We start from the raw sequence: 24,153 nt of genomic DNA, 5'->3' as shown, positions 1-24,153 counted from the left end.
ACCACACAAAACAACTAGCCTCTATAAATATCACAGAGGCTAGTTGAGTTAGTTTGGTTTTAATTAAAATACTTACGCTCAGTTACAACTTCATCTTCATTAGAGGAGGCTGTTTTGTTATTTTGCCATTTCTTTGCAGATTCGCGTTTATTACCATTATTATCGCTGTTATCTTTATAAGACTCAGATTTTTGATTAGTTATAACGTCCTGAGTAACTTTAGCATCGATATTTTTTATGGTTAATTTTGCTTTGCCTTTATTGTCAAAACCAATAAGTTTAACTTTTACTATATCTCCATGTTTTAAAACACTAGATACAGATTCAATACGTTCTTTTGAAATCTCACTAATATGTATGAATCCATCACGATTACCTAAATAATTGATAAACGCTCCAGAGTCTAATATTTTAACAACAGTTCCATTGAATATGCCACCAATTTCAGGGTCAAAAGCAATTGACTTAATTTTTTCGACAGCCATATCTAGCTTCTCTTTGCCTATAGTCGAAACAGTTACATTGCCATCGTCGCTTATGTCAATTTTAGCCGATGTCATATCACAAATTTCGCGTATTACTTTGCCACCCGGTCCTATGACGTCTCTAATTTTATCTTTATCAATTTTAAAACTTTGAATACAAGGTGCATACTGGCTAATATGGTTATTGGTTTTATTAATAGTCTTATCCATTTCTTGTAAAATATGAACAAGACCAAGCTTTGCTTGAACTAAAACATGCTTCATTATTTCAAACGTTACTCCAGATATTTTTATATCCATTTGTAATGCGGTTATGCCGTGTTTACCACCAGCTACTTTAAAATCCATATCTCCAAGATGATCTTCATCCCCCATAATATCGGATAATACTACAAACTTATCACCTTCTTTTATCAAACCCATAGCAATACCTGCTATAGGAGTTGTGATGGGTACTCCAGCATCCATTAGAGCCATTGAACTACCACAAATAGTAGCCATAGATGACGAACCATTACAGGAGGTAATTTCTGACACTACTCTAATAGAATAAGGGAATTGTTCTTTAGTTGGCAGCATGCGGTTAATGGCTCTCCATGCTAGTTTACCATGCCCTATTTCTCTACGTCCAGGAGCTCTTACTGGGGTTGCTTCGCCTACTGAATAAGGAGGGAAAATATAGTTAAGCATAAAACGCTCTTTATATTCCTCGTCTAAACTATCAACAATTTGTTCATCTTGACCAGTACCTAGTGTTGCAACTACTAAACTTTGTGTTTCCCCTCTAGTAAACAAGCTTGAACCATGTGTTTTTGGCAACAAAGCCACTTCACAAGCTATGTTTCTTATATCTTCCGGTTTTCTACCATCGATACGAATATTGCTCTTTAATACGTTTTGCCGTAATATTTCTGATTCTACTTCTTTAAGAGCGAACTCAATCTGAGAATTAGTAAGATTATTATTAGCAATATCTTCGGCAAAATGTCGCTTAATTATATCAGAAACATGCTTTACCGCTAAGACCCTTTCTTGTTTTGATTTGATAGAAAAAGCATGCTGAATATCTTCTGATGCGATGCTTCTAATTTGTTCCTTTAAGCTAGTAGGGAATAAATCGGCAAGCTGTAATTTAGGTTTCCCAGCACTTTTTACTAAATCATTAATCAATTCAATTACAGGCTGTAATGCCTTGTGACCAAACTCAATAGCTTCCAACATTTTTTCTTCGGACAATAGATCGGCTTCAGATTCAACCATCATAACTGACGTCTTAGTGCCTGCCACTACTAAGTCTAATTTACTAGTCTTTAATTGGCTAAATGAAGGGTTTAATATGAATTGATCATTTATCAAGCCAACTCTGCTAGCTGCTACTATATCTTGATAGGGGGCACTAGACAAAGCCAATGCAGCCGATGCTCCGATAATTGCCAATATATCCGTATTACATTCAGGATCGTATGAAAGAACAGTACAGATTACTTGCGTTTCATTAAGAAAGGCTGGGTGGAATAATGGCCTAATCGGTCTGTCGATCAAGCGTGAGACTAATACTTCTTTTTCTGACCCTTTACCTTCTCTTTTAAAAAATCCTCCAGGTATTTTACCAGCAGCAAATGCCATTTCTTTGTAGTGTACAGTAAGAGGAAAGAATCCTATCCCTTCTTTTACTTCTTTGCTACTCACGGCAGTACATAATAAGACACTTCCTCCCATTTTTACCATAACTGCTCCATCAGCTTGACGAGCAATTTTACCAGTAGTTAATTCTAGTAGTTTTCCACCTAATTCTATCGTTTTAGTTATTTCTTCAAACATTTTTATTCCTTATTTAATGAACAAAAAACCCGGCTAAAATTTTTGATTTTTTAACCGGGCTTTATTTTACTTTCTTATTCCTAGTTTATTAATCAACGACAAATATCTGCTTAGACTTTGCTTCTTGATATAATCCAACAATCGACGCCTACGACCAACTAACATCAATAATCCTCTTCTCGAAGAAAAATCTTTGTGATTAGTTTTAAAATGCCCTGTTAAGTTATTGATTCTTTCGGTTAGAATTGCACATTGCACTTCACTAGAACCAGTATCGTTTTCTTTAGTAGCATATTCTGTAATTAATTGCTGCTTACGCTGTGCTGTAATCGACATCATTAATCTCCATGTTTATTTTTATTAGGTTAACCTGAATTCGATGTAACAAGTTACATCGAATTCAGTATTATATATAGAAACAATAAGGTTTGAAGCGGCTGCCCACCTGATTGTTAAAATATAACACTCCATTCAATATGTGATTTTAATTATTAAAATCACATATTGAATGATGAAAAAAGTTAAAATGCACTTGCAGAACCGCTTCAAGAGTGCATTTTTCCTTATAACAAAGCAAGTATCGATATAAGAATTAATAATTCTTATATCGAACTGATGTTAGGTTAAATACTCGAAAAGAATTAAAGCAATTTTCACTCAAGCTACCAATTGCTAAGAGAGAGTCATGATATCGAATCCAAATTAATTCAATATTTTCAGGATAATCAAAATAGCATTTCTGACCATGAATGATTTTCTTAGCTTGCTCAATAGTAGCATCAAGCACCAGGATGTCGTCCAGTACTGCTTCAATCTTTATAGCTTTTTCTGCAAGAAACTGTTGCATTTCTTGCTTTTGTATATCAAGTTCTGTTAATTTAATAGCATTGCATGCTGTAAATATTCCAACTTTAGTACGCTGTAATTCTACCACAAATCCTAAACTTTGCAAGGATAAAGCAATATCTTCTGCTAGAGTCCTTACATAAGTCCCTTTAGAGCATTCAACCTTATAGCTAGCTTGATTATTTTGGTGGTTGAAATTAAGACATTTTAAATTATATATTTCAATATTTCGAGGAGTTAATTCTACTGCCAAATCTTCTCGTGCTAATTTATAAGATCTAATACCGTTAACTTTTATAGCAGAAAAGGCAGGAGGACGTTGTTTTATTGTACCTATGAATTTTTTACATATATTATGGCAATCAATTGAAGTGGGAATATTATCAGTAACCTTTATTATTTTACCTGCAGCATCTGCTGTATCAGTTTGCCTACCAAACTGCACCGTGAAAATGTAAGTTTTCTTTGCATCTACTAGAACTCGCACTAATTTTGTTGCTTCACCAATTGCCAAAGGTAATACACCTTCAGCTTCAACATCCAAAGTCCCACAATGACCAACTTTAGCCCCTAAAAGGTTTTTCTTAATGATAGAAACAAGCTTTGCTGAGCTTATACCTTTAGGTTTATAAATATTAAGCCAGCAATTATTAAGGTGAAACGTCATTTGTTCGGTTATTTACGAATATTGTTAGCATAAGAGTAATTTAAATCTTAGAATAATCCTATCCTATGAAAAAAACACTATTTTTCTTACAAAAAAGCACTTTGTATATCAAAATATATATTGTATATATAGAATGTTATGATAAAATAGAAATGATAGGCTAACTATATATTAAACGTAAACTTAAAGATACTTGCAATATGCATCTTTGTTTTTTTTATTAGCAAAGCTTTTGGTAGCTTATCATATGAGGTTTATCATTTTCCTAAGGATAAGAAGCTTAGAATTAAGTTGGAATTTACTTCTCCTAATTCAAATCAAACAGAATTATATATTCCTCATCAAGTTTGGGGACATGATTTGTCTAATCAAATAAAAAATATTCATGTAGAAAATGGTGTTTTTATAAAAAATACTAATAAAATAACGCATAAACCCAATCAAAAGATTGTTGTATGGTATGATATATTGAATACTCAAGCAAAACTTGGATCAAACTACTATACTTACATAATCGACCAAGGATTTTATTTTTTATATAAGTTTGCCTTAATATGCCCCAAATTATATACAAATGGCGAAAGTATAGATGTAGATATTAAATTTGCTAGTCATAATGATGTATTTACTAATTTTGGCAATATTGCTGCTAATAAAATACAAAAGCTTAATCTTACTGCAGATAGCTTAATTTCAAAGGGATTTGCTATATCTGGAAACCATAGTATCTTACAAAATGTAAATTATAAGGGTAACAACATAATATTTTTTAGTATAGATACCAAATCACAGGAAAGCCTAACAAAACTTTTGTATGAAATAATAAATGCTCAAGAGAGATTCTTTGAAACAAAGAATAATGATAATTTGTTTGTATTCATAAATAACCATAGAAAACATAATAGTTTCTATGGTACTTTAATTGGCAGTAATACTGTTCTGTATCTATTACCTGAGAAGTTTAATGTAAATGATTTTAATATTAAGCACCTACTGGCACATGAAAATTTGCATAAGTGGATAGGCAATACTCTGATAAAGGAAAAAGAGGAAACACTATATAAGTGGTTTACAGAAGGATTTACACAATATTTTACTGACAAGATTAATTTAACTAATGGAATTGTAACATTTGAAGAATATTTAGAAAACTATAACAAGATTTTACAAAAATATTATACCTCTCCTTACTTATTATTTGATAATGAAACTATATCAAAATTATATTGGGATAATGCTCTAGCTAGCGAGTTAGCATATGACAGAGGCTATATAATAGCATCTGTACTAGATATAAAAATACAAAATCTAACTAATACTCAGTTTAGTTTAGATAATCTTATAAAAACAATAGTGGCAAATCATACTCATAATAAAAAAGAGAAATTCACTACCTCAATTATGATGCAATATATTAACAATATTACCAAAAATGACTTGAAACGTACAGTTAATAAATTTGTAAAATATGGTAATTTTGATTTAAGTAATTTCTTAAATAACTCAAAATTACATTATAAAAAAATTGCCATAAATGATTATGGGTTTGATATTACAAATTTTCAGAAGATAGTTAGCAACTTAAAAAAGGATAGTGCAGCATATAAAGCTGGGCTACGTAATAATGATAAATTCAAGAAAATTCATATTTCACAAGAAAATCAAGAAGCTATAGCGGAAATAACCATTGAACTAATTAATGGAAGATTAATAAAATATTATGCTAAAAAGAAATTAATAAAAATTCCTGAATATACCAGTATTTATAAGTAGGCAGGATTACCAAAAGCTAAAAAACAGAAACTTGATTTTAATGAATTATTATTGAGTGGTACAAAATTTGATCAACTAGAAATCAAGAGAGTGAGGGAAAAGACTTGAGTGATGAGATATCTTCTAGTACAGGGCATTTAAACATTGCAGCTTATCTAGCCATATTATATAATAGCTATACTCTATCTGCTTTGAAGAATTGTTTTTTGAAAATATCATGGATTCGCATGCGTAACTATACTATTATGTACGTTCCGCTTGCTCACCATTCATTTTCAAATCCAATTCTCCAAATCATTTGAGTATATATTAGAAATTGTTTCGGTATTTATGAACAAATGGATCTATTATTTTGGTACTAACGGCGGGGAAGGCAATGCCCAAATGAAAGACATACTTGGTAGTAAAGGAGCTGGTCTTGCTGAGATGTCTAACTTAAATTTACCTATTCCCGATGGTTTTACTATTACCACAGAACTTTGTAATTATTTTTATAAAAATAATTACAATTTGCCTGAAAATTTTAATAAGGATTTAGCGGTAGCTGTTAAAAATTTAGAAAATACTACTGGTAAGATTTTTGGAAATCATAAAAATCCACTACTACTATCCGTCCGTTCAGGCTCAAGAGCTTCTATGCCCGGCATGATGGATACTATACTTAATCTTGGGTATAATGATCAAGTTTGCGATGTGCTATCCAGTACTGGAAATGAAATTTTTGCTCTTGACAGCTACCGAAGATTCTTAGAAATGTACGGATCAACAGTATTATCCGTTTCAAACGGATTATTTAAGAATGCATTTGAAATGCATAAGAGCAAATTTAATATTTATCAAGAAAATGAAATTACTGGGGATTTCCTAAGAATAATAGTTGAAGAATTTAAAAAGATAATCTTTAATCATTGTGGTGAATCGTTTTTTGATCCATATACACAACTAGAAGAATCAATAAAAGCCGTATTAAAATCTTGGACAAGTGATAGAGCAATAACTTATAGAAAGCTACATAATATACCCAATGATTGGGGTACAGCGATTAATGTACAGTCAATGGTTTTTGGTAATCAAAACAATAATTCTGCAACAGGTGTAGTATTTTCACGTTGCCCTGCAACTGGTGAAAATAAGCTTTTTGGCGAATATCTAGTAAACGCCCAAGGTGAAGATGTAGTGTCAGGGACAAGAACCCCGAGCCCTATTATGTCAAACGATCATAATCTTGACTGCTCAATGCAAACAGTTATGCCACAAATATTTGAGCAATTACAGGGAATTTGTAAGAAGTTAGAACTACATTACTTAGATATACAAGATATAGAATTCACCGTAGAAGACGGTAAATTCTATATCTTGCAAACACGTACTGCTAAAAGAACAGCTTTAGCCAGTATTAAAATTGCCACGGATATGGTACAAGAAGGACTGATTACTAAACAACAAGCAATAATGCGTGTAGATCCGGAATCGCTAACTCAGCTTTTGCACACGGCTATTGATTATAGCAATACTCTAAGCCCCATTGCTAAGGGACTACCAGCATCTCCTGGGGCTGCTACTGGTATAGTAGTTTTTTCTCCATATGATGCAGAAAAAATGTCGCATCACCATAAAGTGATTTTGGTACGCCATGATACTAGTCCTGAAGATATAAATGGTATGTATGTTTCAGCCGGTATTCTTACAGCTAGAGGTGGGATGACATCACATGCGGCTGTAGTCGCTAGAGGATTAGGAAAACCATGTGTTTGCGGGGCAAGTGATGTGGTAATAGATGAAAAAAAACAGCTCTTTAAAATAGGGGAAACTATTATTAATTATGGTGACTTAATAACTGTAGATGGTGGAACAGGAAAAATCTTTTTAGGGGAAGTCCCACTTATTCAGCCTAGTTTTACTAAGGAATTTCAAACAATTCTAGATTGGGCAGATGAATTTGCTACTTTAAAAGTTAGAGCCAATGCTGAAACTATTTTAGACGCTGGTGTTTCCATGAAATTTGGAGCATGTGGAATTGGACTATGCAGAACAGAACATATGTTTTTTGACCCTGATAAAATTCCATTAGTACGAGAAATGATAATTGCTCCTGATATAGAACGGAGAAAACATGCGATAAATAAATTATTGCCCTTGCAAATTCGAGATTTTAAGGCATTATTTCGAATTATGCATGGTAAAGCCGTAAATATAAGACTGCTTGACCCTCCTTTACATGAATTTTTGCCAACAACAGAGATTGATAAAAGAAACTTAGCAGATATTATGAATCTACCTTTATCTGTTGTGGAACAACGTTTGCATGCATTATATGAAGTGAACCCCATGCTTGGACATAGAGGATGTCGCCTAGGTATTTCTTATCCTGAGATTTATCAAATGCAAATAATGGCAATTTTTACTGCTATCAGAGAATTGCAAATTGAAGAAAATATAAATATTGTTCTAGAGTTAATGATTCCTTTAATCAGTGATGTTAATGAGCTAAAAGCTTTAAAGATACATATACAAGATGTGATCATTGACATGGAGAATACTAACCAATATAAGTTTGATTTTACTCTTGGTACTATGATCGAGCTACCAAGAGCTGCTTTAAAAGCTGGAGAAATTGCCAAGCAGGTAGATTACTTTAGCTTTGGTACCAACGATTTAACCCAAACAACTTACGGCATTTCTAGAGATGATGTAGCGTCATTTTTTCCAGACTATTTGGAAAAAAAAATCTTTGCATTTGATCCTTTTAGTAAATTGGATGAGGAAGGGGTTGGTGAGTTAATAGAAATTGCTATACAACGTGGGCTAAAAAACAACCCTACATTAAAACTTGGCGTATGTGGAGAACATGCGGGCAATCCTGATTCTATAGAGTTTTTTCATAAAATTGGTTTGCATTATATATCATGTTCACCATACCGTATTCCTATCGCAAGGATTGCTGCAGCTCAAGCGGAAATAAAGAGATGTGGGTAAAAATATCCAGGTAAATCTATATTAATTATTATTTCTTTACCAAATATTTTCTCCGGTAAGATTATTCTTTTGGCATGTAGTAGCATTTCCTTGGATAAAGCTATTGCTTCTTGAGTGCCATATTTTGTATCACCTATTATGGGACAACCCAGCATTTTCGCATGAAATCGAAGTTGATGCATTCTGCCAGTAAGAGGAGTGAACTCAACCAGCGTTAAATCCTTATTGGTCAAACCATTACAGCTAACCCGATTAGCATTTAGCCATAATAAACTGGCGTCATTGCGAGGAGACATAAGTCGACGAAGCAATCCATTTCTAATCACTTTCCTAGATTGCTTCGTCGCTACTAAAGGAGCTTCTCGCAATGACGTCTGTGAATTGGGAGTAATATTAGTCGGGTTAGCTATATTTAAATTCTTAAGCACCTTATAGCGAGTTACGGCTAATTTGCCATGTTCCTCATCATTTTGCACAGTCTCATACACCCCTCCCCTATTCTTCCCTATCATACCACTAATTTCTCCTTCATGTTGCGGAAGGTTACCTAAAACTACAGCAATATAGGTTTTCTGAATATTCTTTTCCTTAAAGCCTTTCACTAATTTTATACTACTCGCATAATTTTTAGCGATTAGTAATATACCTGAAGTATCTTTATCTAACCTATGTACTAGTTTTAAATCTGCCCCTTGGCTATTTAAATATTGTAGTGCATCATCTATAGATAGGCTTATTTTGCTACCGCCTTGGGTTGCAAGACCTACTGGCTTATTAATTGCTATAAGCCACTCATCCTGATAAACTAGGTAATCCTTCATTAACTTACCGGCTAGTATAACTGCCGAACTCGAAAAAACCCTATCAGAAGCTTTTTGAGGTTCTAAATTTAAACTATCCTCTATAAAAATTTGATCACCGGCATTTATTCGCAAATTTGCCGCTACCTTACAAGAATTAACCATTATCTGTTTAAACCTTAAGGCACGCTCAACCATCCCTTGGGTAAGGCTAGGATATAATTTTTTCAAGTAACGATCCAACCTACAAGGCAGTTCTATATCTACATTTAATATTGCCACTAGCTACTCTTTAACAAAAAATACCCCCATAATATACATGATAATAGTATAATAGCAAAAATCTGATGCACTAAGGCCATTAATATAGGTACTGAATATAAAATGGTAATTATGCCAGCTAACATTTGTAATATCAGTACACCAACAATATAATAAGCAACTTTGTTTAATTTAGGATGCTTGGTTTTTATTAGACTCAACACTAACAAACCAACACTAGTACAAACAATATACGCTCCAATTCTATGGATAAACTGAACAAAAACAGCATCACTTAAACTATCTCTACTCAGTAGTTTAAAAGCTATTTCTTGAGGTATAAAACTATTCCCCATTAACGGAAAGCTATTATATACAAGCCCTGCATCAAGACCTGCAACTAGACCACCTAGAAAAATCTGTATATAAACTATAATAATAGTTAATATACAAAAGAATTTTGCTAAATTTAAACTTATTGTCCGTTCAACTAGTAAAATATCAAAGCTATTTTTCATCAACTGATAGAACAGTAAATTATAGATAATAACTGCAATAACCAAATGACAAGCTAAACGGAAATGACTTACATATGGCTGCAAAATTAGACCACTTTTCACCATATACCATCCCATAAATCCTTGGACTGCAAATAATAACAATATCGCCAAATATACAGGCAGTAACCTTGTATCAATCCGTCCACGTACAAAAAAATACAGTAATGGTACTAGATACAACAAACCTGCTACTCTGCCAGCAAAACGGTGAATAAATTCAAGCCAAAAAATAAATTTAAACTCTGAAAGAGTCATATTAGTATTTTTTTGCTTATATTCGACAGATTGTTGATATTTAGCAAACTCATCCTGCCAGTCAGCATTACCCAGCGGGGGAACGACACCTGAAACCGGGTTCCATTCAACAATTGATAAACCAGCATCAGTAAGCCTAGTGAGACCTCCTAAAAAAATCATAAATATTACCATGCAGCAGCATACCACCAACCAACGCTTTACTAGTATTTGTGACATAAAACATAAACTCAATGCTCTGTATAATTTTGAAGACTATTATACAACAGGCGGTTTTTTATTATAATTAAAACTAATCGCAAATAAGGTGTAAATTGGGTTAAGCCAACCAATAGCTGTGATGTCTAAGTTATCTCTATCTATGGTAATTGTCATATCAGATCCAGGACTATCTGGGTCATATATATGAAAAGTTATCGTTTTTTCTTGTAATATATATTTATATGCTACTACTTGATGGTGTTGGATTATATTTAACCATGTTTTAGGATTAAAAAAACTTGCTTTTGCTCTAATTAATCCAACTAAGACAGGAGTATCTGTATCAATTGTTTGCATAATAATAGGATACTGATTACTTAATTCTTTTGCATCAGTACTTTTGGCAGTAAACATAAATCTAAAATGATTAAACAAAGCTTTTACGGTGAGACTAGCCACCTGACAATTTTTTACAAAGGTAAATAGTTGAGGATCAGTTTTTATACTTGGAGTAATGTTGTTTTTAGGTGTTACAATTTTATACTTATAGTATAAGATTGATGCTAAAGACATACCACCACATAAGCCATTTTTTGCATTCCCTACTGGAATACCATACCAATAAATAACATAGGATTCAAATTTGTTTGTAAAACGGAATGTATATTGTTCTAGAGTAAAATCTTTAACCTGATGTTCTTTTGTAAAATTCATTAGATTATTGGATGAATTTTGGACTGTCATATTGTACCTTATTAAATTAATAATAATTTATTAGTATAGCAGATTTTTTTAGCCCACTAATACTGATACTCATTATTTTTTAAAAAATTTTATCCATAACTAATTCCTATTTTTAATTAGGCGATATTATTTTATCACAAATTGCATCTATAAACAAATCTTCTATTTTCCCAGTTTTACGACTTTTCAGTTCAGCCACATTATTTTCAGCTTTTTTAGGACCAATGATTATTTGGTATGGTGATCCTATAAGATCATGAGTGGCAAATTTGCTACCAGCTCGTTCACTAGTATCGTCGTATAACACTTCTATATTATTTGCTGTTAGTTTATCATATATGCTTCTAGATAAGCTATTACAGTAATTATCATTTATGTTCAAATTTATTAGTGATACTAGAAAAGGAGCAATATTTGTAGGCCATATAATCCCTTTATCATCGTGACTTGATTCGATTATGGCGGCTAAAAGTCTTGAAATACCAATACCGTAAGAACTCATTTCCACTGGCACAAGATTACCATTATTACTATTTACTAAAGCATTCATGGCTTTGGCATATTTTGTGCCAATATAAAAAATATGCCCAACTTCAATACCCTTACTACTGGCAAGATCATATTCTGATAACAGGCATTTATCAGGATCATGTTTTTCTTCTGCTGCCGCATATAAGGTTTGTAATTTTTCAATATCTAAACTTTCCTGATCTGTTAAAGATAGGAATTTTTTATCATAAAAAATTGTACTCTCACCATTATCAGCAAGAATATGGAACTCGTGGCTTAAATTGCCACCAATTGGACCATTATCAGCAAGTACTGGGATTACAGTTAAACCCATATCACGAAACGTTTGCATATAGGCTAGATACATCTGATTATAGGTTTTTACAGCACTTATTTGATCTATATCAAAAGTATATGCATCTTTCATTAAGAATTCTCTACCACGCATAACCCCAAAGCGAGGTCTAATTTCATCCCTAAATTTCCATTGAATATGATATAAGTTTTTTGGCAAATCCTTATAGGACTGAATATTATTTCTAAAAATATCAGTAACCATGTCTTCATTAGTAGGCCCAAACAATAACGTATTATCATGGCGATCTTGGAATTTTAGCATTTCTTTGCCATAATTCTCAAATCTTCCAGATTCCACCCATAAAGATGCTGGTTGAATACAAGGCATTAATATTTCAATAGCCCCTACCTTGTTCATATTAAGTCGAACGATATTTTCAACATTTTTAAGGGCTTTTAAGCCTATCGGCAACCAGCTATAAATCCCAGCAGATTGCTGTCTTATCATACCGCTTCTAAGCATCAACCGATGAGAAACTACTTGTGCCTCCACTGGTTCTTCCTTCAGCACAGGTAAAAAATATTTTGATAGTAACATAAAGTTTACCTTGGATTATTTTTTGGAAATAATATTTAGGAATTCGTGGCGATATTTCTGCTGCTCTATATATATACCTGTATAATGCATAGTATTCATAATACTATCATTTTGCATAACTCCTCTAAGGGTCATACAGCTATGTAATGCAGAAATCTTAACCGCAACACCTAGGGGCTTAATATATTTCTGTAATGTTTCAGCAATTTGTACAGTCATCTTTTCTTGAATCTGTAGTCTCCTAGCAAAAACATCAACTATCCTAGCGAGCTTGCTGATACCTATTATACAATTATCAGGTATATAAGCTATATTTACCGTACCAGTTATCGGTAACATATGATGTTCACAAAATGAATTAAAATGTATGTCTTTTAGCACTATGAAATCCTGAAAGTTACAAGTATCGTAAAATTTAGTCGTTAATATTTCTTCCACATCTCTATCATACCCAGAAAACACTTCTTGGTAAGTTTTTATTACTCTATCAGGAGTTTTTAGTAGCCCTTCCCTATTTGGATCTTCACCAATAAATCGTAATAAAGTTTTAACTGCCTCTTTGGCTTCTTCTACAGTAGGTTTTTGCAAGTCCATTATTTTTATTATACTAATTATTTAAATAACATCCTTCTACCACAAATAATAACAAACATCAAGCCACCAACAATAGCAATCCCGCCTCCACCACCCATGATGCCCATCAGCAACTTATTGGTAACCGGCATTTCTACCCAAGGTGTTTTTCGTAGTACTCCATACCCACCAGCAAAGAGCAGAGCTATAATATGTAACATCTGCCCTATAGTTATCGTTATAATTGCTATTGTGAAATATGAGTTCTTCTGCTGTTTATCGTCACATAGAAGAAAGCAGAAACCCATAAAAGCTACACTAATCCCAACAATTGAACCGTGATAGTGTGCAGGAATAGTAACATTCATACCTATAATTAATATACCAATAAATCCCCCGGACAGAAATAATATACTGGTGCAAATTATGGTTGTCTTCACCAAACTCATTTGCACTTCCCTGATGTCTTTGCTTCCCTTTATGTAATTTCCGCTTTCGTGGGAATGAAACCATTTTAGCTCATAAAACATTACTATCAAAGACAAAACCGGTGCTATTCCTCCTCCATATTTCATTTGTTTAGTGTAATATTCTTTGAATTCAGCATCTATAATATCATATAATAAGTGTCCACTAATAGCTGCAATACTTATAATAAAATTTAAATATAATAGTGCAAGGTACAGTTTTTTAAATCTTAATTCCTTACCTATCCAAGCATGGAATAACACTGTCATTACTAATATCAAAATTTGCGTGTAAATAAATTGTAATAAATGCCCACCACTCCAAAAAAGCAATTCATAGTAAAATTCTAGTACAAGTTTAATAATTTCTTGTAATTGGCAATAAGACCAAATAAAACATACCCATACTAACACCCACATTATTACGGTAGAAAGGATAGTAAAATTAATGAGGGAGTTAAAATAAGATATTTTGCAACAGTTCCATAATGTATATAAGGCAAATAACAATACAGATACACCAAACAAACTAATTCCGAGAATAAATATTATATTCTCCAACATTGGTATGTAATTGTTCATTACAGGAAAATTTTGACCACAAAATGGTGATAAAGCTATTAGTGCAGTAGAAATAAATGCTATTATTACACATGCTATGCTGAAAGTAGTCGACTCTAAATTATAGCTCCAAACACATGCTGTAACTGACATCAACCAAACTAGGATTGATAAATTAACATGAATAACCAAAGCTGAACGAAAAATTTCTGTATTTGGAAACAAGTTAACGCACATTGGAGTGCGGAGCATTACCAATATTATTGAATACACCCCAGCAAGAGCAAGCGAAAATATACCATTTCCAAGCCAGTAAATAGCTAACTTATTACGGCTTAATTGTGGAATTATATTCTCAAGATTCATAAAGAATACTTACGAATGGTGGGTTTGAGAAGACTTGAACTTCCGACCTCACGCTTATCAGGCGTGTGCTCTAACCAGCTGAGCTACAAACCCATTAATACCCTTAGCATTTCAAGTGTTAGCAGTGTCATGCATCAGATATATTTTTTTAGCTGGCTTCACTTGGGATTATAAACCCAACATACGCGAATATGTTTATGGTTTTAAGTACCCTAAAGTGGTGGGCTCGCCGGGATTCGAACCCGGGACAACTTGATTAAAAGTCAAGTGCTCTACCAACTGAGCTACGAGCCCTAAATACGCTCTCAATGTTATTCCTAGCAAAAAGCGGGAGTCCATGCTTAAGAGCCATATATAATAAGCTTTACTTTATCGTTTAAAAAGGTTATGTTGTCAACAATTATTTTGTGTTGTCAACACTTAAATTTTAGTAAATATAGTCATATGGTAACTTATGCATTCTGATGTTGCAATTATTATCCCTTCAAGACTTGATTCAGTAAGACTTCCCAAAAAACCTCTACAACTTGTAGGAGGAACCTCAATAATTGAGCGTGTTCTTAGGCAAGTATATTTAACCAAACTAAAAAATATTTATGTGGCAACTGATTCAGAAACTATAGCTAAAAAAGTTACTGATTGCGGTGGACAATTTATTATGACAAACCAAGAATGTCAAACTGGTACCGAACGTGTATACGAAGCATTTCAGCTAATCCCTAACAATCACCATATTAATTATATCCTGAATGTACAGGGTGATATGCCTTTTGTTGAACCGGAATCAATTATCAAAGTTATTGAAAGCCTCAAGTCCAGTAGCCATGATATTATGACCCCAGTAGTAAAAGTTGGTATAGATGCCGTAAATGGTCATAGTAATGTCAAAGTTATTACTGACCATAATGATAAGGCTTTGTATTTTTCTCGTAATCTCATTCCACACGGTGCAGAAGAATTTCTATATCATGTAGGAATGTATGGGTTTCGCAAAGAAGCATTAACTAAATTCATAAACTTACCTGTTTCAACTTTAGAATTAAGCGAAAAACTTGAACAACTAAGAGCATTACAAAATAACATGTCCATAGGGGTATGTTATGTTAACAATATTCCTATCTCTGTTGATACAATAGAGGATTTAAACAAGGCTATAGAGTTTTATCAAAAAAATATCAGTTAATATACTCGATTAAAATCAAGAATTGCGTTGTCGTCTTCAGGGATCGTAGGTAGCCACGTACTAAATGTACGCCTAGCACCTCGACCCTTCGACTCCTAGCACTTCATAATTTTAATCTTCGTCTATCAACGCGAATTAGGGGTTAATAAATTATTTCCGTAGCATAATTAATGCAACAAACCTGCCCTGAAGCAAGCTGAATCCTTATGCTCCCATTCTCATCTATGTCTTTAAAAATTCCTGAAATTTTTGTGTTTCCATCATTTACAGTAACCATCTTACCTAACTTATAAGCTCTTTTAAGCCAATATTGTCTTATTTTACTAAACCCTTCTTGTTTCCATCTATTAAAATATTTTTCAAAGTTAATCATGAGAAGCTCTAATAAATATTCTAGATCTTTTACTTCTATATTCTCATCGGATAAATTGGTTGCCAATTGATCAATATTTAAAGGACTTCTCTTAACGTTTATGCCAACACCTATAATGAGATAATTATTATCATTTATACTAATAGACTCAAGCAATATACCCGATACTTTCTTGTCATTTATCAAAACATCATTGGGCCATTTTAATTTAATAGAATTTTCTGATCTAGTGGTCAAAGAATTGATAGTTTTATAAACAACAATAGCCATAACAAAAGATAATTGCGGAATATAGCTAAGATTAATCTTATGATTTAATAATATACTAACATGCAAATTCCCTAGACTAGAATGCCAAATTCTACTATTTCTTCCACGCGATTTTGTCTGATTTTTTGCCAATATTACATAATTTTTATCAGGACAATCCTTAGCCATCCTAATAGCTTCAGAACTGGTACTATCTATCTCATCAAAAATTAGTAGATTATATTTTTCCTGCCACGACATAGCTATAAACCATCCATAGTATACTCTTCTGCTTTGAAGAATTGTTTTTTGAAAATATCATGGATTCGCATGCTCACGTACTAATGTACGCTCCGCTTGCTCACCATTCATTTTCAAATCCAATTCTTCAAATCATTTGAGTATATCAGCAAATGGCTGGATAAAAACACACAGTAGCAATAAAACTCCAATAATCAAATAGCATATAAATTTTAAGCTCTTAGGTGTTGGTACTAAAACTCGTTTCAAACTTTTATCCGCCTCAAAAAAATACATAAACTTAACTATTTTCAGGTAATAATAAGCCGCTACAACACTTGTGCCAATAGCTATAAATGCTAGAGTAAATTGTTTCTCTATAATAGCCTGATAGAAAACGCTGTATTTCGCAAGAAATCCTGCCAGTGGTGGAATGCCTATCATAGAGAACATGATAATCGCAATCCCAGCAGCTAACGCCTTACGGGTAGAAGCAAGACCTTTAATATCATCAAAAGTTGCCGAATCTGATTTTTTACCTAGCAGATTAATTAGGCAAGCAAAAAAGCCAGTGACAGAAGCAGCATAAATAACCATATATAGTAAGGCTACTCTATCACCGTAAGGAGTATGAAAAGAAATAGCCATTAACACATAGCCAATATTTAGAATAGTGCTGTAACCCATTAGCCTTTTGAGGGAGGTTTGTCTAATAGCACCAGCTGCCCCAATAAGCATAGACAAAATCGCAGTGATTTTTATTAGATCAACTGAAATTTGCTTATAATCTCCAATTACCATAGTCATTATATTTAATAATACCACCACATTACCAATTTTTGTGGCAGCAGAGAAATAGGTAATTGAAGGAATGGGAGACCCTTCATATACATCTAGTGTCCAACTATGCAAAGGAGCAGCTGATAATTTAAATAAGATACCACTTAAAAAAAGCACTAAACCCACTATTAAACCAATATTTGGCTGCAGTGAATGATTCAATTTCTCAAAAATATTACTATAATCTAAACTACCACCAAATCCATAAATAAAGGAAATGCCAAATAACGTTAGGCAGCTAATCAAAGACCCAAGGATAAAATATTTTAACGCTCCTTCTGATGCTTTAATATTATTCAGATTAAAGCCAGCTAATACATAGGCTACCAGTGCCTGTAACTCCATAGCAACAAATAAAAGTAAAAAATTACGGGCTGATATAGTAATAAAAACACCAACAGTAGAAAGCAGCACTAAGGTTATAAATTCTGTTTTAAACTCCTCCTTAGTGATTTTACAATATGCCTGATAAATCATCATAGTCATTATTGAAAATAATAAAACAAAGAATTTAAAAGCAACAGTAAAATGATTAACAACAAAAGAATTATGAAAAGCTATTACATCATTATCTGAACCTTGTAAAGCAAGGTACTGCAACTGTTGAAAAGCAACAATAAGTAATATTGCCGATAGTAATATCTGAGTATTGCTAATGGTTTTAGTTTTTGTACTAAATAACACTGCACATGTTTGAGTAAACAAAGCTAGTAAGGTCAGCATTATCTCAGGTAAAATAATTACAAATTGTTTAAAAATTGGGTCTGTCATATTGCAAGTTTCTAAGTTTTTATATAAATGCTAATATATACTATAAAATCGCTAGCACTAAGTACGAATAGTAAAAAATATTCAATTATATAGCTCCCGAGTAAGTTCCTGATATTAACTAGTTCCTAAATGTCATTGCGAGGAGGCTGTAAGGCCGACGAAGCAATCCATAAAAATGGTTAAATTTGGATTGCTTCGTCGCTACTAAAGTAGCTCCTCGCAATGACGGAGGGGCTATCTAGAACCTTAACGGGTTAGCTATATTTATCAAGTACCATAGCCATAATCTTACTAGCTATAGGGGCTGCTGCCCTGCCTCCGCCTCCACCATGATCTACAAAAACTAAAATAGAGTAACGAGGTTGTAGGTAAGGAGCAAACCCAGCGAATATAGCGTGGTTACGCCTTTCCCAAGCAATTGACTCTCTATTTAAATCATCATTGATATTAGCCTTTGATTGCACTTGTGCCGTACCTGTTTTACCAGCTAATTGATGCCCTTCTGTCAAAATTCTACTATAATAGGCAGTCCCACCTTGCGTATTAACTGCTCTATACATGCCTTCTTTTAAAATATCTAGATATTGTTGATTTATATTAACCTGATCAAATACTGACCCATCTTTTACTGATATATCTTTAGCAATTTTAGGATTATACAATTTCCCATTATTGGCAATTGCCGTTACAAATCTAGCTAACTGGATTGGAGTAGCTGATAAGAACCCCTGCCCTATCGATAAATTAAGAGTATCACCAATCGTCCATTTAGAGTTAAATTTTTTCATTTTCCACTCTTCTGAAGGAACAAAACCTGATGCTTCTCCGGTTAAATCAATGCCAGTTTTTGTACCAAAACCAAAATTTCTTGCCATATCTAATATTCTTTTATGACCTATTAAGCGAGCTATTTCATACATATAAGAATTACAAGAATATTTGATAGCATTATACATATCAACGATACCATGACCATGACGATTCCAGCACCTAGCGCTATTATTACCTAATACTGAAGCCCCAGTACAATTAACAGTTTTAGTCGGTTTAATGCCATTCTCTAATCCAGCTAAAATTGTAATAATTTTAAAAATAGATCCAGGTGGGTAAGTACTTTGTATAGTCTTATTAATCAACGGCTTATAGGGATCATTGACTAAACTTTGCCAGTAATCTTGGGATAATTTTATAAAATTATTAGCCTCAAATACTGGTGACATAGCCAGCACTAGCACATTACCATTAGTGGTATCGATAACTATTGCAGAGCAACCTTGTTTATTTAAGTATGGCTGCACTCTTTGTTGTAGTTCCACGTCAATATTTAGATGTAAGTCCTCACCTTGCTGGCTTTGAATATTGGTGATTTCTCTTACTTGTTTGCCCAAAGCATTTACTTCTATCTGCTTATAACCAAATTTCCCACGTAACTTGTCTTCATAATATTTTTCTACACCAAATTTTCCAATATTAAAATCCCCTAAATTGTTAATTTGTAAATCTTGTTTTTCTTGCTCATTAATCTGTCCAGTGTACCCTATCACATGACAAGTCGCTTCTGAAAAATGGTAAAATCTTGCATAACTAGCATCTACAAAAATAGAACTTAAATTTAACTTTTGTTCTTCAATAAGTGACATTTGTTGCCAGCTAAGATTATCTAGTATAACCAAAGGAATATGTTTATTGGCTTTTTTTATTTTTTGCTTAATGTAATTTTGTTCTTCTTCGGATAATTCTAGGATATTGGCAACTAGAGCTAATTCGTTTTTGTAATCATTGCCATTATGTATGTCAAGTAACAACCTAAAACAAGTTTGGTTTGTAGCCATAATGTTACCGTTGATATCATAAATTTGCCCTCTAAAAGGTGGAATTAGAATAAAACTTATACGATTTTTATCAGATAAAGTACGATATTTATCATTTTCAAGCAACTCCATAAAAAACATTCTTCCAGCCAATAACGAAAGTAATGTCAGTTTTCCTGAACCTATGAGAAAAGCCCTTCTTGATATTAACTGGCTATATAATATTTTACTATTTAGCATGTTTTCTAAAATATTCTAATGCTTTATCAAGTGGAATTCGTAGCAAATTATATGAGAATATAGTAGTTAGATACTGCATTAACATCATAAAATACCCCTCCGAAGATAAGCCTTTGCTTAAAATTAGCAAATATCTAAAATGTAATATAAAGAAATAATAGAAACAAAAGACGATAAAATTTGTTAAATAACTTCTAAGTACAAAAAATTTTCCTGTGAATTCTAAAATTATGTGAGCAATTATCAGAACCAAAGAATTTGTACCAATTGGCATGGAATATAACTGGTCAAAAATTATTCCTGCTAAAAATATTAGCCAAAAACCAATATGATAGAATGTGGAAAAATAGTAGAGTAAACTAACTTCAAAAGCTGGGAAAATAATAGATTCTCCATTAATTCTAAAATTTTCTAACGGAAAAATTAATAATAACAAACATAATTCTAATAATATTATTTTACCAAATATTTGTGATAAATTGCCAAAAAACTTCATACTAATTTTAGTTCTTTAATTACTGATGAAATAATCGGTAATGTTAGATCATATTTTCTTATGAGATCCAATACCAGTTTAGCAGATTCTCGACCCTCCACTAAGTATAAATTTTCATTTAAAAATTTATTAACATCTGAATGCTTCCCTAATTCATAACCAAATCTACTATTTCGTGATTCTTTAGAGTAACAAGTTAGCACCAAATCCCCTAATACACCTGGAGCATATAAAATAGAGCTATCCTCTAATTCTCCGTCAATGGCCTCAGATAAAATTTTTATTTCTTGAAGCCCCCCCGTTATCAGACCTGCTTTAGCATTCTGTCCATAACCTTTTGCCTCATACCACCCACTTTTTATCGCTACAATATTTTTAACAGCAGATGCCACTTGCATTGCTACCACATAGTCAGTTATAGTAACCTTAAATTGTTGTGATATTAAACTAATTGCCAATCTTCTTGCAAGGTCAATGTCTACAGAAGCAATAGTTACCGAACTTAATAAATTTTGGGCAACTTCTTTAGCTAGGTTAGGTCCAGCGATAAACGCCAACGGATTATTTGGTAATATCTTTTTTACTTTATCGGATAGTAGTTCTGTAGGATCTCTAGAAAAGCCCTTAGTTGCAACTAATAACGCCACATCCTTAGATATCCCAGTATCTTTTAATATATTCAGAGTATCATGAAAAGCAAAAGATGGTACAGCAATAATTATTACTTCTTGATCTAAAATAGCTGCCAACTCACTACAAGGCACTATATTACTTGGTAATGTAACATCACTACCCAAATATTTGCTATTGGTTTTACTATTTTTTATTTCTTCAACAATATTATTATCACGTAAAAATATGGGAGCAGCATCATAGCACCTTGCCACCTGACAGGCTAGTGCAGTTCCCCAACTACCGCCACCATAAACAGCAATATTTTTAAATTTTTTCATACCAAAATTTCTGAAATCATATGATTATCTTCTATAGCAACTAGCCGAGCCTTAACAATTTGTCCTACATCAAAATTACCTTCAAGCTTTACCGGAATAAAATTTTCTGTATGAGCTATGTTATTTTGTTCTACAAGTAGCTCTACTTCCTGCCCTATATTCCTTTGGAAAAATTTTTGTAATTGTTGTTCCCCGGCAGTTCTTAGAATTTCTGCTCTTACTTTTCTAATCGATTTTGCTATTTGCGGCATTCTTGCAGCCGGAGTTTCATCACGTTCAGAATATGGGAAAACGTGTAAATATTGTAAATCTGCCTCAGAGATCAGTCTTTTTGTATTATCAAACATTGCATCAGTTTCCGTCGGAAAACCAGCTATAATGTCTGCACCAAATGATACATTTGGTCTTAAATTACGCAACTTATGACAAAAATCAATAATATTTTGACGATTATGGCGACGTTTCATACGCTTAAGTATCATATCATCACCAGCTTGTAAACTAATATGAAAATGCGGCATAATCTTTGGTATATAAGCCATAAGATCGAACAAATCGTCATCGATCTCAGCTACATCAATTGAAGATAATCTAAGCCTCTTTAGTTCTGGAACCAAGCCAATAATTCGTCTAATCATCTGAGCAAAAGTTGGAGCTCCTGGCAAATCTGATCCATAAGCCGTCACATCAACACCTGTAAATACTACTTCATTGTAACCATTTTCTACTAATGCCCTTAACTGTCGTACTATAACACCCATCGGTACTGACCTACTATTACCTCTACCATAAGGTATCATACAGAATGTACAACGATGATTACAACCATTTTGCACCTGAATGAAGGCACGAGACCTACCATCAAAACTACTCACCATATGATTAGCAGTTTCAGTAACCGACATTATATCATTTACCACCACTTTTTCTTCGGTAAATTGATAATGGGCAGCTATCAATTTTTCTTCATTACCAAGTACTTTATCAACCTCAACCATATTAGCAAAAATAGCTGGGTTATTCTGAGCAGCACAACCAGTAACAATAATTCTTACATCAGGATTATTTCTTTTAGCCTTACGAATTGCTTGACGTGATTGTTTTTCAGCTTCCTTAGTGACCGCACAAGTATTAAATACTATGACATTCTCAAGACCAGAAAGAGCTAGATTATTTTTGATCACTTCACTTTCATAAATATTTAATCTGCAGCCAAAAGTTACAACTTCTTGTGATTTAGTCATAAAAAAACTCCCCTCGTGAAACTAAAGTAGCAGGACCAGTCATTATTATATTCTCACCTTGCTTTGACATTTGTAGACTACCCAATTGAAATACTACTTGACAAGGAGAGCTAATAAATCCTAGCTTGACCGCAGAAGCAAAACTAGCACATGCTCCACTACCACAAGCAAGAGTTAAGCCTGTACCTCTTTCCCAAACCGATAAATAAATTTTATTATCCTTGATTGAAGCAAAATTAACGTTAACACCATCAGCAAATAATTCTTTTTCCTGTAATTTCTCTCCTATTATTTCTTTATCTTCAATAGCGAGATCACTAAAAATAACAAAATGTGGATTACCAATATCGGCACAGATAACTTCCTTGATGTCGATCATATAACGCTCTACAACCGGCCAAATTTTTTCGGATGAAGGCATCCAATCTTCCTCGAAACTAACTATCCCACTATCTACTTCAATCTCGTTCTCATTCAGTATCTTACAAGATAATTCTTTTCCATATATTAGACCTCTTGCAGGATTCGCTTCTGCTGAGAAATTTGTAGGAGACACGGAACGGAGAACCGGAGCGTACTCTAGTGTACGTGAGGATTCGAGTACCGGATCGACACACAAATTACCAGCAGAAGTAGAATTATGTAAGGGGTCTATCCTCAAAGTGATTTCCTTTATCCCTAAATCAAGATATACCAACTTGGCAAGACATCTTGAAGCATTACCACATAATTTGGCACTTGATCCATCTTGGTTATATATAATCATCTCATAGTAATTTGGTTTTTTATCATAAATAATAAACTGATCACAACCAATACCAGTATGGCGATTGGCAATCTTTAGAGATAATTGTTGCAAATCACAATTTTTAGGTAAATCACGCTGGTTGATAATCACAAAATCGTTACCTAATCCATGCATTTTAGCGAAATTGATTTTTTGGGACACAGAAATATCTTTAGTTGTTTGAGGTTATTATACCAAATATATG

Annotated in this window: 19 protein-coding genes and 2 tRNA genes; 3 read left to right on the top strand and 18 right to left on the bottom strand. The window is 33.1% G+C overall.

What is annotated here, in order from left to right; translation table 11 throughout:
• Window positions 1–59: 59 nt before the first annotated feature.
• The 3 genes from pnp to truB all read right to left on the bottom strand — a co-directional run bounded on the left by pnp (window position 60) and on the right by truB (window position 3,819).
• The gene (gene pnp / locus ACQH1W_RS02065; protein WP_375332909.1) at window positions 60–2,306 is read right to left on the bottom strand and encodes a polyribonucleotide nucleotidyltransferase; all 2,247 of its coding nucleotides are present in this window, start codon (window positions 2,304–2,306) and stop codon (window positions 60–62) included.
• A gap of 66 nt (window positions 2,307–2,372) precedes the next feature.
• The gene (gene rpsO, locus ACQH1W_RS02060) at window positions 2,373–2,642 is read right to left on the bottom strand and encodes a 30S ribosomal protein S15 (RefSeq protein WP_341758004.1); all 270 of its coding nucleotides are present in this window, start codon (window positions 2,640–2,642) and stop codon (window positions 2,373–2,375) included.
• Between the two features lie 256 nt (window positions 2,643–2,898).
• Window positions 2,899–3,819 carry a tRNA pseudouridine(55) synthase TruB gene (gene truB, locus ACQH1W_RS02055; protein WP_375332908.1) on the bottom strand — a complete coding sequence of 307 codons (921 nt, stop codon included), beginning with the start codon at window positions 3,817–3,819 and terminating at the stop codon, window positions 2,899–2,901.
• A gap of 291 nt (window positions 3,820–4,110) precedes the next feature.
• Between truB and ACQH1W_RS02050 the strand changes: the two genes are divergently transcribed.
• Both ACQH1W_RS02050 and ppdK read left to right on the top strand, forming a co-directional pair.
• Entirely contained in the window at window positions 4,111–5,592 is a 1,482-nt protein-coding gene (locus ACQH1W_RS02050) for a hypothetical protein (RefSeq protein WP_375332907.1), read from the top strand.
• Window positions 5,593–5,922: 330 nt separating this feature from the next.
• Window positions 5,923–8,568, top strand: coding sequence for a pyruvate, phosphate dikinase (gene ppdK / locus ACQH1W_RS02045; protein WP_375332906.1), 2,646 nt, complete (start codon window positions 5,923–5,925; stop codon window positions 8,566–8,568).
• Here the strand turns inward: ppdK and ACQH1W_RS02040 are convergent.
• The 8 genes from ACQH1W_RS02040 to ACQH1W_RS02005 all read right to left on the bottom strand — a co-directional run bounded on the left by ACQH1W_RS02040 (window position 8,541) and on the right by ACQH1W_RS02005 (window position 15,055).
• The gene (locus ACQH1W_RS02040; protein WP_375332905.1) at window positions 8,541–9,650 is read right to left on the bottom strand and encodes an RluA family pseudouridine synthase; all 1,110 of its coding nucleotides are present in this window, start codon (window positions 9,648–9,650) and stop codon (window positions 8,541–8,543) included. The two genes, ppdK and ACQH1W_RS02040, sit on opposite strands and share 28 nt — an antisense overlap.
• Window positions 9,650–10,663 (bottom strand): COX15/CtaA family protein, encoded by a 1,014-nt coding sequence (locus tag ACQH1W_RS02035; protein ID WP_425361121.1) that lies wholly within the window; start codon window positions 10,661–10,663, stop codon window positions 9,650–9,652. The genes ACQH1W_RS02040 and ACQH1W_RS02035 overlap by 1 nt, the downstream gene beginning before the upstream one ends.
• A 39-nt stretch (window positions 10,664–10,702) precedes the next feature.
• Entirely contained in the window at window positions 10,703–11,389 is a 687-nt protein-coding gene (locus tag ACQH1W_RS02030) for a hypothetical protein (protein WP_425361120.1), read from the bottom strand.
• A gap of 112 nt (window positions 11,390–11,501) precedes the next feature.
• Window positions 11,502–12,794 carry a proline--tRNA ligase gene (gene proS, locus ACQH1W_RS02025; RefSeq protein ID WP_425361119.1) on the bottom strand — a complete coding sequence of 431 codons (1,293 nt, stop codon included), beginning with the start codon at window positions 12,792–12,794 and terminating at the stop codon, window positions 11,502–11,504.
• Window positions 12,795–12,809: 15 nt separating this feature from the next.
• A complete protein-coding gene (gene folE / locus ACQH1W_RS02020; RefSeq protein ID WP_341762203.1) occupies window positions 12,810–13,382 on the bottom strand; it encodes a GTP cyclohydrolase I FolE in 573 nt (190 codons plus the stop codon).
• A 23-nt stretch (window positions 13,383–13,405) separates the two neighbouring features.
• A complete protein-coding gene (locus ACQH1W_RS02015) occupies window positions 13,406–14,761 on the bottom strand; it encodes a hypothetical protein (RefSeq protein ID WP_425361118.1) in 1,356 nt (451 codons plus the stop codon).
• Between the two features lie 16 nt (window positions 14,762–14,777).
• Window positions 14,778–14,854 (bottom strand) — tRNA-Ile (locus ACQH1W_RS02010).
• Window positions 14,855–14,979: 125 nt separating this feature from the next.
• Window positions 14,980–15,055: transfer RNA gene (locus ACQH1W_RS02005), tRNA-Lys, on the bottom strand.
• A 160-nt stretch (window positions 15,056–15,215) separates the two neighbouring features.
• Between ACQH1W_RS02005 and ACQH1W_RS02000 the strand changes: the two genes are divergently transcribed.
• Window positions 15,216–15,944, top strand: a complete 729-nt coding sequence (locus ACQH1W_RS02000) for a 3-deoxy-manno-octulosonate cytidylyltransferase (protein ID WP_341762066.1) — start codon at window positions 15,216–15,218, stop codon at window positions 15,942–15,944.
• A gap of 142 nt (window positions 15,945–16,086) precedes the next feature.
• Here the strand turns inward: ACQH1W_RS02000 and ACQH1W_RS01995 are convergent, their stop codons facing one another.
• The 7 genes from ACQH1W_RS01995 to dapF form a co-directional block, all read right to left on the bottom strand.
• Window positions 16,087–16,827: a biotin--[acetyl-CoA-carboxylase] ligase gene (locus ACQH1W_RS01995; protein ID WP_375332900.1), complete on the bottom strand. Its 741-nt coding sequence runs from the start codon at window positions 16,825–16,827 to the stop codon at window positions 16,087–16,089.
• 132 nt (window positions 16,828–16,959) lie between these two features.
• On the bottom strand, window positions 16,960–18,417 hold the full coding sequence (gene nuoN, locus ACQH1W_RS01990; RefSeq protein ID WP_375332899.1) for an NADH-quinone oxidoreductase subunit NuoN: 1,458 nt from the start codon (window positions 18,415–18,417) through the stop codon (window positions 16,960–16,962).
• A gap of 254 nt (window positions 18,418–18,671) precedes the next feature.
• Window positions 18,672–20,468 (bottom strand): penicillin-binding protein 2, encoded by a 1,797-nt coding sequence (gene mrdA, locus ACQH1W_RS01985; RefSeq protein ID WP_341763102.1) that lies wholly within the window; start codon window positions 20,466–20,468, stop codon window positions 18,672–18,674.
• Window positions 20,458–20,964, bottom strand: coding sequence for a hypothetical protein (locus tag ACQH1W_RS01980; RefSeq protein ID WP_341763101.1), 507 nt, complete (start codon window positions 20,962–20,964; stop codon window positions 20,458–20,460). Before ACQH1W_RS01980 ends, mrdA begins: the two co-directional genes overlap by 11 nt.
• The gene (locus tag ACQH1W_RS01975) at window positions 20,961–21,917 is read right to left on the bottom strand and encodes an NAD(P)H-dependent glycerol-3-phosphate dehydrogenase (RefSeq protein ID WP_341762061.1); all 957 of its coding nucleotides are present in this window, start codon (window positions 21,915–21,917) and stop codon (window positions 20,961–20,963) included. Before ACQH1W_RS01975 ends, ACQH1W_RS01980 begins: the two co-directional genes overlap by 4 nt.
• Window positions 21,914–23,161, bottom strand: coding sequence for a tRNA (N(6)-L-threonylcarbamoyladenosine(37)-C(2))-methylthiotransferase MtaB (gene mtaB / locus ACQH1W_RS01970; protein WP_425361117.1), 1,248 nt, complete (start codon window positions 23,159–23,161; stop codon window positions 21,914–21,916). Before mtaB ends, ACQH1W_RS01975 begins: the two co-directional genes overlap by 4 nt.
• The gene (gene dapF, locus ACQH1W_RS01965) at window positions 23,154–24,110 is read right to left on the bottom strand and encodes a diaminopimelate epimerase (RefSeq protein ID WP_410521683.1); all 957 of its coding nucleotides are present in this window, start codon (window positions 24,108–24,110) and stop codon (window positions 23,154–23,156) included. The genes mtaB and dapF overlap by 8 nt, the downstream gene beginning before the upstream one ends.
• Window positions 24,111–24,153 lie beyond the last annotated feature (43 nt).

The sequence above is a fragment of the Candidatus Tisiphia endosymbiont of Stenodema calcarata genome, assembly GCF_964030695.1.
Lineage (GTDB): Bacteria > Pseudomonadota > Alphaproteobacteria > Rickettsiales > Rickettsiaceae > Tisiphia.
The sequence above is the reverse complement of the archived record's forward strand: the minus strand, read 5'-3'. Positions and strand labels throughout refer to the sequence as shown.